The organism is Micromonospora sp. NPDC048887 (assembly GCF_040649715.1).
Classification (GTDB): Bacteria; Actinomycetota; Actinomycetes; order Mycobacteriales; family Micromonosporaceae; genus Micromonospora.
Genome location: NZ_JBEZGA010000022.1, coordinates 61171 through 73452, shown reverse-complemented (window position 1 = coordinate 73452; position 12282 = coordinate 61171). Strand labels below are relative to the sequence as shown.

Genomic DNA, 12282 nt, shown 5'->3' with positions numbered 1-12282 from the left:
TGGACGCGGGCAGCCGGACGAACCGGACGTATCACTCAGCCATGCCCTTGCCGCGCCGGCCCACCGCCCGGGCGATCTCCTTGGCGGCGTCCCGCTTGGCCAGGTCCTGGCGCTTGTCGTACGACTTCTTACCCCGGGCCAGGCCGATCTCCACCTTGGCCCAGCCGTCGGAGAAGTAGACCTGCAACGGCACCAGCGTCAGGCCGCTCTCCTTGAGCTTGCCCAGCAGCCGGTCGATCTCCAGCCGGTTGAGCAGCAGCTTGCGGGTGCGCCGGGGCTCGTGGTTGGTCCAGGTGCCCTGGGCGTACTCCGGGATGTGCATGGCGTGCAGGTAGATCTCGCCGTCCCGCTCCTGGGCGAACGCGTCCACGAGCGACGCCCGCCCCGCCCGCAGCGACTTCACCTCGGTACCGGTGAGCGCCATGCCCGCCTCGTACGTGTCGAGGATGGCGTAGTCGTGGCGTGCCTTCTTGTTGGAGGCGACCACCTTCCGACCCTTTTCCCGTGGCATCGGCGCCACCCCCTTCCCGATCGACTCACCGGCCACCGGCCGGCGAGCGGAGATCATGCTACCGGAACCACAAGGGCCCTCCCGCGCGGTTTATTCCGGCGCGGAAGGGCCCTCGTCGAGCCGCAGGAGGTGACTAGACCCGCAGGTAGAAGCGGAGCGTGACCCAGGCGGTGACCGCGCTGACCACGCCACCGACGGCGGCCATCAGCGGGAAGGTCAGGAAGATCTCGGACCAGGAGATCGGGGTGATCAGGCCCTCCAGTGCGGCCATCGAGCTGCCGGCCGCCACCACCTTCACCCCGATCAACGCGAGCAGGCCGAGGATGGAGCCGAACAGACCGGCCACCACCGCCTCCAGCACGAACGGCGCCTGGATGAACCAGTTCGACGCGCCGACCAGCTTCATGACCGCCACCTCACGCCGCTTGCTGTACGCGGCGACCTGGATGGTGTTCGCGACGAGCAGCAGGGCGGCGATGGCCATCACCGTGGCGATCGCGAGCGCTCCGTTCTGGAAGCCGCTCAGCACGCCGAAGACCTTGTCGAGCAGCTTGCTCTGGTCGACGATCGTGTCGATGCCCTCGGTGGCCTTGTACTTGTCGTAGATCTCCTTGTACTGCTCCGGATCGTTCAGCTTGACCCGGTACGACTCGGGAAGCTGGTCCGGCTTGACGGCGCTGACCAGGTCCGGGGCGTCGGCGTACATCTGCTGGAAGCGCTCGTACGCCTGCTCCTTGTTGACGTACGTCGAGTCCTTGACCAGCGGGTCCTGGCCGAGCTGCTGGCCCAGCGCGTCGACCTGTTCCTTGGTGGCATCGGTCTTCAGGAAGATCGAGACCTCGACGTTCTCGTAGTAGAGGTCCTTCATGTCGCCGACCTTCTGGTAGAGAAGGCCGCTGCCGCCCAGCATGAACAGCGACACCGCCATTGTGATGATCATGGCGATGGTCATCGTGACGTTGCGCCACAGCCCGACCAGTACTTCGGACAGGACGTACTTCATCCGCATCGGGATATCCTCCGGCTCTCCGGCGTGAGGTTTCGTCGTCAGGGTCTACGGAACGTCGGCCGGCTCAGCCGTAGACGCCCCGGGCCTGGTCGCGCACGATGCGGCCGCTCTCGATCTCGATGACCCGGCGCCGCATCTGGTTCACGATGTTGGAGTCGTGCGTGACCATCACGACGGTCGTGCCGGTGCGGTTGATCCGGTCCAGCAGGCGCATGATCTCGATCGAGGTGTCCGGGTCCAGGTTTCCGGTCGGCTCGTCGGCCAGCAGGATCAGCGGCCGGTTGACGAACGCCCGGGCCACCGCGACACGCTGCTGCTCACCACCGGACAGCTCGTGCGGGTAGCGGTGCTCCTTGCCGCCGAGACCGACCAGCTCCAGCACCTCCGGCACGACCCGGCGGGCGACCGCCTTCGTCTTACCGATCACCTCCAGCGCGAACGCCACGTTCTCGTACGCGGTGCGGTTCGGCAGCAACCGGAAGTCCTGGAAGACGCAGCCGATGGAACGCCGGAAGTGGGGTCGCTTCCAGGAACGCATCGAGGTGACGTCCTTGCCGTTGACGACGACCCGGCCCTTGTTGGGCGTGACCTCGTGCAGCAGCAACTTGATGATGGTGGACTTGCCGGAGCCGGATGGACCGATGAAGAAGACGAACTCGCCCTTCTCGATCGAGACGGACACGTTGTCGAGCGAAGGCCGGGACGCCTTCGGGTACGTCTTCGTCACTTGCTCAAGCTGAATCACGGGTCGGTAGTCTACGCGGTGTAACCGCAGAGCCAAGCCCCACGCCCCGCCGAAGCGGTGCGCGTCATCGATTTACCCGGTCAACACGAGATCGATGACGCGCTGCGTCCAAACGTGATCACGCACCGTCAGCGGTGAGCTGCTGCTGCTTCCGCCAGCGGATTCCCGCCTCGATGAAGCTGTCCAGGTCACCGTCGAAGACCGAGGACGGATTGCCCGTCTCCTGTTCGGTACGCAGATCCTTCACCATCTGATACGGGTGCAGGACGTACGAGCGCATCTGGTCGCCCCAGGAGCTGGTGCTGCCGGTCTTCAGGCCGGCCAGCTTCTCCTCCTCCTCCTGCCGCTTGCGCTCCAGCAGGCGGGACTGGAGCACCCGCATCGCGGAGGCCTTGTTCTGCAGCTGGGACTTCTCGTTCTGGCAGGTCACCACGATGCCGGTGGGGATGTGGGTCAGCCGCACCGCCGAGTCGGTGGTGTTGACGCTCTGCCCACCCGGCCCGGACGACCGGTAGACGTCCACCCGGACCTCGTTCTCCGGGATGTCGATGTGGTCGGTCTGCTCGGTGACCGGCAGCACCTCGACCCCGGCGAAGCTGGTCTGCCGGCGGCCCTGGTTGTCGAACGGGCTGATCCGCACCAGCCGGTGCGTGCCGGACTCCACGCTCAGCGTGCCGTAGGCGTAGGGCACCTTCACCGTGAACGTGGCCGACTTGAGGCCCGCCTCCTCGGCGTACGAGGTCTCGTAGACCTCGGTCGGGTAGCCGTGCCGCTCGGCCCAGCGCAGGTACATCCGCAGCAGCATCTCGGCGAAGTCGGCGGCGTCCACGCCACCGGCGCCGGCCCGGATCGCGACGAGCGCCTCCCGCGAGTCGTACTCGCCGGAGAGCAGCGTGCGGACCTCCATCTCCTGGATGGCCTTGGTCAGCCCGGTGATCTCCGACTCGACCTCGGTCAGCACACCCGGGTCGTCCTCGGCCTGGGCCAGCTCCAGCAGCACGCCGGCGTCGTCGAGCCGGGAGCGCAGGTCACCCAGCTTGGTGATCTCGCCGTTGACGTACGACAGCTGCGACGTCACCTGCTGCGCCTTGGCCTGGTCGTCCCAGAGGTCGGGCGCGGAGGCCTCCTGCTCCAGCCGGGCCTTCTGCTCGCGCAGCTTGTCGAGGTCGAGCACGGCCTCGATGTTGCGCAGCGTGGCGTCGAGATCCTTGAGCTGTTCGGCGTAATCGGCAGCGGTCACGACAGACAAGACTACCGGCGCGTGCGAGGAGTGAGCCTGCGAGCCCCGCAGTCACGCGCGAAAAGTCTGCGCTGCCCACTCCAGCGAGTGCGCCCCAGGTGGTCAGCCGACGGGCGCGGTCTTCAGCCAGGACAGCGCCGCCTTGTGGTAGGCGACGGCGAACTCCAGCGCGCTGGCGTCGTAGCTGTCGCCTTCCTTCTTGGCGTTCTTGACCTGCTCCCGCACCGCCGCCAGCGCCTCGGTGTGGTACTCGTTCGCCGTGGCGTACAGGTTCTTGAGCTGGCTCGCCGAGTGCAGGCCGCCGAACGCGATCCGTAGCGCTATCGGGTTACGGATCGTGTCCTTGCCGGGATTCTCCGCGAGCCAGCGGGAGAATGTCCGTTTTCCGGCCGCCGTCAGCGCGTACGGCTGGCTCATCCGCGGCCCGGGCTTGCCGAGCCGCACCAGACCCTTCTCGGCCAGGACCGGCAGCTCCCGGTAGACCTGGCTGCGGGTCATCGACCAGTACGGCGCCAGACGGCGCTCAGCGGCGGCCATCAACTGGCCGCCAGTCATCGGGCCGTCGTGCAGCAGACCGAGCAGAGCTGCTGCCGTCGGGTTGACTCCGGATTCCGCCATGCCCTCTAAGCTGCCACTTTGTCGGCTCCGGCGTCCAGGATTTGCTCATTTCGGCACCCGATGACGGGTCCGATGTGCACTGTCGGATGAGGAAGAGGGCCCGCCCCGGCCGGGACGGGCCCTCTTCGAGCGCCTCAGCCCATGTGCGGGTAGACGTGATCGGTCGCCGGGACGAACGTCTCCTTGATCGTCCGGGGCGACATCCAGCGGACCAGGTTGTGCCAGGAACCCGCCTTGTCGTTGGTGCCGCTGGCCCGGGCGCCGCCGAACGGCTGCTGCCCGACGACCGCGCCGGTCGGCTTGTCGTTGATGTAGAAGTTGCCCGCCGCGTACCGCATCTTCTCCGCCACCTGGTCGATTACCCGGCGGTCGGTCGCGAAGATCGACCCGGTCAGCGCGTACGGCGCGATCGACTCGGCCTGGGCGACCACCTCGTCGAAGCGGGCGTCGTCGAAGACGTGCACGCCGAGGATCGGCCCGAAGTACTCGGTGGTGAACGTCTCGTGCGCGGCGTCGGAGCACTCGAACAGCGTCGGACGGACGAAGTAGCCGACCGAGTCGTCGGCGGTGCCGCCGGCCAGGATCCGGCAGGAGTCGTCGCCCTTGATCAGCTCCAGCGCGGCGGTGTGCCGGCCGAACGCCTTGTCGTCGATCACCGCGCCGCCGAAGTTGCTGAAGTCGGTCACGTCGCCGTAGGTCAGCGAGTCGGCGGTGGCGGCGAGCCGGTCGCGCAGCCCGCCCTCCCAGAGCGACCGCGGGACGTACGCCCGGGAGGCGGCCGAGCACTTCTGGCCCTGGTATTCGTAGGCGCCCCGGATCAGCGCGGTGTGCAGCGCGTCCACGTCGGCGCTGGTGTGCGCGACCACGAAGTCCTTGCCGCCGGTCTCGCCGACCAGCCGGGGGTAGCCCCGGTAGCGGGCGATGTTGTCGCCGACGGTCTTCCACAGGTGCTGGAACACCTTCGTCGAGCCGGTGAAGTGGATACCGGCGAGGTCCGGGTCGGCGAGCACCACCTCGGAGACCTCCTCGCCGCGACCGGTGACCATGTTGATCACACCGGGCGGCAGGCCGGCGGCCTCGAACAGGCGCATGGTGAAGTGCGCCGCGAACTGCTGCGTCGGGGACGGCTTCCAGACCACCGTGTTGCCGAGCATGGCCGGCGCGGACGGCAGGTTGCCGGCGATCGCGGTGAAGTTGAACGGGGTGATCGCGTAGACGAAGCCCTCCAGCGGCCGGTGGTCGAGGCGGTTCCAGACCCCGGGCGAGGACAGCGGCTGCTCGGCCAGGAGCCGCCGGGCGAAGTGCACGTTGAACCGGAGGAAGTCGATCAGCTCGCAGGCCGAGTCGATCTCGGCCTGGACGGCCGTCTTGGACTGGCCGAGCATGGTGGCCGCGTTGAGCGTGTCCCGCCAGGGGCCCGCCAGCAGGTCGGCGGCGCGCAGGAAGACCGCGGCCCGCTCCTCGAACGGCAGCGCGCGCCACATCGGCGCGGCGTCCTTCGCGGCCCGGACCGCGGCGCGGGCGTCGTCGTGGGTGGCGTGCCCGGTGACGCCGAGGACGTGCGCGTGCTTGTGCGGCTGCACCACGTCGATCGACGCGCCGCCGGCCATCCGCCGCTCACCGGCGATAGTCATCGGCAGCTCGATCCGCTCGGCGGCCAGTTCGGCCAGCCTCCGCTGGAGCCGCTCCCGGTCGGCGCTGCCGGGCTCGTAGGTGTGTACCGGCTCGTTGAGGGGCTCGGGTACGGAGAACACGGCGTCCATCACAGCTCCTGGCGATCTCGACGACGGCGGCGAAACCGGACCCGCGGGCCCCGGCCGGGCGGCCGGACGCCGGACACCGCGGGGTGAGGCGGCGGCGGGACCTGCCCCCGATTCTGTCACGAGACGCGCCCGCGGGCCGCGCCTCCCCGGCACACCGGACAAGCCGGCTGTCTCCGGACCTTCGGCCGCCGCCCACCCACGACCGACGAAACATCGGAGTACGGGACGACACGTCGTTGATCCTTCGGCGTGATCGGTTCTGGCACCTGCCGCGCCCGGCCCGCCCGAGGAGCGGCGGCACGCCGCGTACGCTGGATGACCGGTGACCTGCCCGGCCCGGCGCGGGGAGATCCGGCGACCGTCGAAGGGAAGACGATGAGCAACCAGCCCGGCAACTCCACGGCCGCCGAGACGGATCAGCCCGAGGCCGTCGAGCCGTCGGTCGGCGAGGCGAGCACGGACGAGGTCGTCGCGGCCGGGCGTCCGGAGTTCGCCCCGGGCGCGCTCGTGCTCGCCCTGGTCTCGATCGGGTGGCTGACCGCCATGCTCTGGTCCACCCGGGAGGCGATCCACTCGACAGCTGCCGGCGTCACCGCGATCAGCCTCTCCGCGTACGCGCTGCCCGGCGTCATCACCGCCGCGCTGGTCACCGGCGCCACAGTGGCCCTGCTCGCGACCAACCGGCTGGGCCGCGCCACGCTCCGCTTCCTGGCCGCCGTCGGCGCCGGCCTCCTGGTCGGGCTCGTCGCCGCCGTGGCGATCAACCTGACGTACGCGGACAACGCCACCACGAACACCATCGCCGGCACCACGGCGGCAGCCGCGATCATCGGCGGGGCGATGGCCGGTGCGCGCCAGGCCCGGGTGGTGGGGGCGATCACCGTCGCGACGCTCACCGCGCAGATCTTCGTGGTGCTGTTCAGCCGTGCCCGCGACCCGCTCTCCGACCTGTTCGGCGCCGGGGAGACGCAGCAGTCGGTGCTGGACGCCGCGAAGTGGGTCTCGCGTACCGAGTCGTTGCTCGCCGGGCTGCTCGCCGGGCTGGCCGCGTACCTCTATCTCACCTGGTCCCGGCGCCGGGCGGAGCGCCGCGACGGCGCGGCGTCGCCGCTGCGCTGGCCGGCCTACCTGGTCGCCGGGGCGGGCGCGGGCCTGCTCCTGCTGCTCACCGAGGTGATCATCCGGATCGGCGGGCGCGGGCTGCTCGACCTGGCCGCCGCGCTCAGCGAGGCCGACGAGGTGGCGCAGACCGCGCTGGGCACCTCGCGGGTGGACAACGGCATCTGGGTGCTCTTCGTGGGCGCGCTGACCACGCTCATCGTCTTCGGGCGCACGCTCGGCCCGCGTCCGGTGGACGACGAGGACGAGCCGGCGGCCTGAACCGCCGCGCCGTCAGCCCGCTTCGCGCAGCAGCAGGTCCAGCTCGGTCACGTCGTACCACTCCAGTTCGTGGTCCTCGGCGCCGTCGACTGTGAACTGGGCGTCCGGGTCGCCGGCCTGGGCCTCCACCACCACGTCGACGGCGGCCGCCACGTCCTCGACCGCGTCAGCGCCGTCCACGTGCAGCGCGGCCACCGACTTCACGGGAACCGGCCCGGCCGGCCGGACCACGCTCGATCCCAGGTCGCCGACGACCCGGCCGACCGCCCGGGCGGGCAGGTCGGCCGAGACCACCACCCGTCGCCGGGGCGCGGCGGGATCGTGCCGGAGCAGGAGCAGCGCGTCCTGGGCGGCCCGGGTGAAGGCCACGTACTCCAGTTCCTCCTCGTCGCCCTCGGCGTACCACTCGCGCAGCTCCGGGGTCACTGCGTGCGCCGCCTCGGCGCTCAGCCCCTCGTCGCGCAGCCGGGCGAGCATGGGGACAGTCGCCGGCAGGTACACCCGGACAAGCTCGTCGGTCACCGGTCACTCCCACACTCAGGCCGATCGCCGGCGGACGCCGGCTCCGGGCGCCGATCATGCCGTACGCCGAGACCGTCATACACCCGGCACCCGCGCGGGTGAAGTCTCCCGCCGGTGTGTCTCCCGAACGGGCACATGGCCGTGTCACTCAGTGATGGCAAACTGAAGCAAACGAAACCAACCCCGGGAGTCACCGTGGAGTCGAGGTTCCTGCTGCTGTCCGACGTCGCCGCCGAGCTGAACGTCTCGGACTCGCAGGTCTACCACATGGTCCGCAGCGGCGAGCTGCCCGCGATCAAGATCGGTGGCCGGGGCCAGTGGCGGGTCGAGCGCGCCCGGCTGGAGGAATACATCGAGCGCAAGTACGCCGAGACCGCCGAATGGGTGCGCGGCAACCCGCTCGGCGAGCGCGACGAGGAGTGACCGCCCGCCAACCGTGCGCCATTGACGGCGGTCGCACGAGTCCGGGAAGATGAGAGCCTGTCGGAGGCAAACGAAGGCAAACGCAAGGATTTGAGATGGTCGACACCCGCCGTCCCCGCGCACCCCGCCCGCCGGTCCGTCTCCGGCCCGCCCCGCCGCTCGATCCGCCCTGCACCGACGAGGAACCGATCTGGAGTCCCGCCGGGCAGCTCACACTCGACCTGGCCGGCCCGCGCCCCCGTGCCACCGCGCGCCCGCCCGGCCGCGCCCCCGACCCGGCAGCAGCGTGGCCACGCTGGTTCGGCACGCCCGCAACAGCCCTCGCCTCCGCCACGCCCGAGGGAGCGCGGGCCGCGCACCTGTTCGTGCGCACCTTCCTGGAGATCGTGAACGGCTTCCGGCCGCCCGGCCAGCTCCGGCCGCTCTGCGTGCCCGAGGCGGCCGGTCCGGTGTCGGTCGAGCTGACCCGCGCGGCCCGCCGGGTCACGCCGGTGCGCCGCCGTACCGCCCGACCGGCGTTGCTGCTGCGGCGTCTGCGGGTCTGCGAGCCCCGCGCGGGCGCGGTCGAGGCCACCGCCGTGTTCGCCGGGGCCGGCGGCGCGAGCTGGGCGGTCGCGATACGCCTGGAACGCCGCCGAGGCACCTGGCTGTGCCAGGTGCTGGACGTCCTTTGAGCCCGGCCGTCGCCTCTCCGACCTGACTCGACGCGCCGCGGCCACCCGCGTCGACCTGTGAGCGGGCGTAGCCAACCGGCTCCCGGCTCCCGGCTCCCGGCGGAACGCCAATCTCGCCTAACGAGAGGTCAGTGCAACAACCAGGATCTCCGGCCCGCGCCACCCCACCAAATCCCGCGATCTTGCACTTTCGGACCCCCATGTCGGCATGAATCGGTCACAACAGGGGCCGCAACTGCAAGATCGGCCCAGGGAGGACGGGAGGACGGACGGAAGGACGGGAGGACGGGCCGGAGGACGACGACGGGCCCCGGCCGGAAGGCCGGGGCCCGTCGGGGCGCGCGTTCGGGGTCAGTTGCCGCCGTTTGGCGAGCCGTGGCAGCGCTTGTACTTGCGGCCCGAGCCACACGGGCAGGGCGCGTTACGGGACGGGCCCTCGCCGCCGTCGACCTGGCCGGGAGCGGCCCGCCGGGCGGTGCTGGCGGCCACAGCCTGGCCGCTCGCCCCGGCCGGAGCACGGCGCGGCGTGGCGGCGGCCGGGCGCTCCGAGGACTGCTGGCCGATGCCGAGGGCCGGCGCCTGCTGCTCGGGCCGCTCGATCACCGGGGCGCCCCGGCCGGCCTCGCCGTCCACGGCGGGCGCGGAGTATTGCAGGCCCTGCTGCTGCGGCGCGCGGTTGAGACCCTTCGCCCGGATCTCCACCGGCTTCTCCAGCAGCTGCACCTCCTCGGCATCCGGCTCCGCCTCCTCGACCTGGACGTCCAGGTTGTAGAGGAAGCCGACAGTCTCCTCCTTGATGCCGTCCATCATGGTGGCGAACATGTCGAAGCCCTCGCGCTGGTACTCGATGACCGGGTCGCGCTGGGCGTACGCCCGGAGGCTGATGCCCTCCTGGAGGTAGTCCATCTCGTAGAGGTGCTCGCGCCACTTGCGGTCGATCACCTGGAGCAGGACCATCCGCTCCAGCTGGCGGACCGCCTCCTCGCCGAGGCTCTCCTCACGCCTGTCGTACGCGGCGTGCGCGTCCTCCTTGAGGCGGGCGAGCAGGAAGTCCTGGTCGATGCCGGAGCGGGAGCCGAGCTCCTCCTCCAGCTCGTCGATGGTGATGCCGACCGGGTAGAGCTGCTTGAGGCTGGACCAGAGCTGTTCGAGGTCCCAGTCCTCGGCGTAGCCGTCGCTCGTCGCGCCGACCACGTACGCGGTCACCACGTCGTCGATCATGTTGCGGACCTGGTCGGACAGGTCCTCGCCGTTGAGCACCCGGAGGCGCTCGGCGTAGATCACCTGGCGCTGCTTGTTCAGCACCTCGTCGTACTTGAGGACGTTCTTGCGGATCTCGGCGTTCTGGCCCTCGATCTGGGCCTGGGCGCTCTTGATCTGCCGGGTGACCATCTTCGACTCGATGGGCACGTCCTCGGGGATGTTGAAGCGGTCCATCACCGCCTCGACCGCGCCGGCCCGGAAGCGCTTCATCAGCTCGTCCTGCAGCGACAGGTAGAAGCGGGACTCGCCCGGGTCGCCCTGGCGGCCGGCACGACCGCGCAGCTGGTTGTCGATCCGGCGGGACTCGTGCCGCTCGGTGCCCAGCACGTAGAGCCCACCGGCGGCGGCGACCTCCTCCGCCTCGACGTCGCACGCCTGCTTCCAGGTCGGGAGGATCTCCTCCATCGCCTTGGCGTACTCCTCCGGCTGCTCGACCGGGTCGAGCCCGCGCTGGCGCAGCTCGTTCGCGGCGAGGAACTCGGGGTTGCCGCCGAGCAGGATGTCGGTGCCGCGGCCGGCCATGTTCGTCGCGACGGTGACCGCGCCCTTGCGCCCGGCCTGCGCGACGATCTCCGCCTCCTTGGCGTGGAACTTCGCGTTCAGCACCGAGTGCGGGATGCCGCGGCGGCGCAGCATGTGCGACAGGATCTCGGAGTTCTCCACCGAGACGGTGCCGACCAGCACCGGCTGGCCCTGCTCGTGCCGCTCGGCGATGTCCTCGACGACGGCGTTGAACTTGGCCTTCTCGGTCTTGTAGATGACGTCGGGCCGGTCGAGCCGGACCATCGGCCGGTGCGTCGGGATGGTCACGACGCCGACCTTGTAGACCTTGTTGAACTCGCCCGCCTCGGTCTGGGCGGTACCGGTCATGCCGGAGAGCTTCTCGTAGAGGCGGAAGTAGTTCTGGAGGGTGATGGTGGCCAGCGTCTGGTTCTCCTGCTTAATCTCCACACCCTCCTTGGCCTCGATCGCCTGGTGCATGCCCTCGTTGTAGCGACGGCCGTGCAGGATGCGGCCGGTGAACTCGTCGACGATCAGGACCTCGCCGTCGTTGACGATGTAGTCCTTGTCGCGCTTGTAGAGCTCCTTGGCCTTGATGGCGTTGTTCAGGTAGCCGACCAGCGGGGTGTTCACCGACTCGTAGAGGTTGTCGATGCCCAGGCGGTCCTCCACCTTGGCCACGCCGCGCTCGGTGATGGCGATGGTCCGCTTGGCGTAGTCGACCTCGTAGTCGCCCTCGCCGTCGGTGCCGGGCTGGAGCCGGGCCACCACGGCGGAGAACTCCTGGTACCACCGGGCGGAGTGCTCGGCCGGGCCGGAGATGATCAGCGGGGTACGCGCTTCGTCGATCAGGATCGAGTCGACCTCGTCGACCACGGCGAAGAAGTGGCCGCGCTGGACCAGTTCCTCCTTCGACCAGGCCATGTTGTCGCGCAGGTAGTCGAAGCCGAACTCGTTGTTCGTGCCGTAGGTGATGTCGCACTCGTAGGCCGCGCGGTGCTCGGTGGCGGGCCGGTTGGGCAGCACCACGCCGACGCTCAGGCCGAGGAACTCGTGCACCCGGCCCATCCAGGCGGCGTCGCGCTCCGCCAGGTAGTCGTTCACGGTGATCACGTGCACGCCCTTGCCGGCGAGCGCGTTCAGGTAGACCGGCATGACCGAGGTCAGCGTCTTGCCCTCACCGGTCTTCATCTCGGCGATGTTGCCGAAGTGCAGCGCCGCGCCACCCATCACCTGGACGTCGTAGGGGCGCTGGCCGAGCACCCGCGAGGCGGCCTCCCGGCACACCGCGAACGCCTCGGGCAGCAGGTCGTCGAGGGTCTCGCCGTCCTCGAGGCGCTCCTTGAACTGGTCGGTCATGCCGCGCAGCTCGTCGTCACTGAGGTTGACGTAGTCGTCCTCGATCGAGTTGACGGCGGCCGCGATGGCCTTCAGCCGACGCACCATGCGGCCTTCGCCGGCGCGAAGGACCTTTTCCAGAATCGACACGGATCAACGCTCCCCTAGACGGTCTCGAACCATCGTAGGCGCTCCGACGCGACGATGGTCACTGGTGGCGGCGGTCCGGACTCCGGAAACCGACATAACGCCGCCACCGTGCGCCACCGGCCGCTAATCGGGTTACGCCGTGCGC

At 69.9% G+C, this 12282-nt stretch carries 11 protein-coding genes; 3 read left to right on the top strand and 8 right to left on the bottom strand.

The window, feature by feature from the left end; genetic code table 11:
• Positions 1-31: 31 nt before the first annotated feature.
• From smpB to pruA, 6 genes are all read right to left on the bottom strand, one after another.
• Positions 32-511, bottom strand: a complete 480-nt coding sequence (gene smpB, locus AB0C17_RS26325) for an SsrA-binding protein SmpB (RefSeq protein WP_116511188.1) — start codon at positions 509-511, stop codon at positions 32-34.
• A gap of 133 nt (positions 512-644) precedes the next feature.
• Positions 645-1520, bottom strand: coding sequence for a permease-like cell division protein FtsX (gene ftsX / locus AB0C17_RS26320; protein ID WP_357387880.1), 876 nt, complete (start codon positions 1518-1520; stop codon positions 645-647).
• 64 nt (positions 1521-1584) lie between these two features.
• On the bottom strand, positions 1585-2265 hold the full coding sequence (gene ftsE / locus AB0C17_RS26315) for a cell division ATP-binding protein FtsE (protein ID WP_013284225.1): 681 nt from the start codon (positions 2263-2265) through the stop codon (positions 1585-1587).
• A gap of 118 nt (positions 2266-2383) precedes the next feature.
• On the bottom strand, positions 2384-3505 hold the full coding sequence (gene prfB, locus AB0C17_RS26310; protein ID WP_357387882.1) for a peptide chain release factor 2: 1122 nt from the start codon (positions 3503-3505) through the stop codon (positions 2384-2386).
• A 102-nt stretch (positions 3506-3607) separates the two neighbouring features.
• Positions 3608-4123 (bottom strand): PadR family transcriptional regulator, encoded by a 516-nt coding sequence (locus tag AB0C17_RS26305; RefSeq protein WP_354865139.1) that lies wholly within the window; start codon positions 4121-4123, stop codon positions 3608-3610.
• A 134-nt stretch (positions 4124-4257) separates the two neighbouring features.
• Entirely contained in the window at positions 4258-5886 is a 1629-nt protein-coding gene (pruA, locus tag AB0C17_RS26300) for an L-glutamate gamma-semialdehyde dehydrogenase (RefSeq protein ID WP_357387884.1), read from the bottom strand.
• 375 nt (positions 5887-6261) lie between these two features.
• Between pruA and AB0C17_RS26295 the strand changes: the two genes are divergently transcribed.
• On the top strand, positions 6262-7266 hold the full coding sequence (locus AB0C17_RS26295) for a hypothetical protein (RefSeq protein WP_357480938.1): 1005 nt from the start codon (positions 6262-6264) through the stop codon (positions 7264-7266).
• Between the two features lie 12 nt (positions 7267-7278).
• Here the strand turns inward: AB0C17_RS26295 and AB0C17_RS26290 are convergent, their stop codons facing one another.
• Positions 7279-7788, bottom strand: a complete 510-nt coding sequence (locus tag AB0C17_RS26290; protein WP_357387886.1) for a hypothetical protein — start codon at positions 7786-7788, stop codon at positions 7279-7281.
• Between the two features lie 195 nt (positions 7789-7983).
• On the opposite strand from AB0C17_RS26290, the gene AB0C17_RS26285 reads away from it, so the two are divergent.
• On the top strand, positions 7984-8211 hold the full coding sequence (locus tag AB0C17_RS26285; protein ID WP_013474124.1) for a helix-turn-helix domain-containing protein: 228 nt from the start codon (positions 7984-7986) through the stop codon (positions 8209-8211).
• Positions 8212-8306: 95 nt separating this feature from the next.
• The gene (locus AB0C17_RS26280; RefSeq protein ID WP_357470296.1) at positions 8307-8885 is read left to right on the top strand and encodes an Rv3235 family protein; all 579 of its coding nucleotides are present in this window, start codon (positions 8307-8309) and stop codon (positions 8883-8885) included.
• A gap of 351 nt (positions 8886-9236) precedes the next feature.
• On the opposite strand, the gene secA is transcribed toward AB0C17_RS26280, so the two are convergent.
• Positions 9237-12137: a preprotein translocase subunit SecA gene (secA, locus tag AB0C17_RS26275; protein ID WP_357387891.1), complete on the bottom strand. Its 2901-nt coding sequence runs from the start codon at positions 12135-12137 to the stop codon at positions 9237-9239.
• Positions 12138-12282 lie beyond the last annotated feature (145 nt).

What these genes read in the sequence shown, in the direction of transcription:
- smpB (WP_116511188.1), bottom strand. Translation starts at nt 511, where the DNA reads ATGCCACGGGAAAAGGGTCGGAAGGTGGTCGCCTCCAACAAGAAGGCA.
- ftsX (WP_357387880.1), bottom strand. Translation starts at nt 1,520, where the DNA reads ATGCGGATGAAGTACGTCCTGTCCGAAGTACTGGTCGGGCTGTGGCGC.
- AB0C17_RS26305 (WP_354865139.1), bottom strand. Translation starts at nt 4,123, where the DNA reads ATGGCGGAATCCGGAGTCAACCCGACGGCAGCAGCTCTGCTCGGTCTG.
- pruA (WP_357387884.1), bottom strand. Translation starts at nt 5,886, where the DNA reads ATGGACGCCGTGTTCTCCGTACCCGAGCCCCTCAACGAGCCGGTACAC.
- AB0C17_RS26295 (WP_357480938.1), top strand. Translation starts at nt 6,262, where the DNA reads ATGAGCAACCAGCCCGGCAACTCCACGGCCGCCGAGACGGATCAGCCC.
- AB0C17_RS26280 (WP_357470296.1), top strand. Translation starts at nt 8,307, where the DNA reads ATGGTCGACACCCGCCGTCCCCGCGCACCCCGCCCGCCGGTCCGTCTC.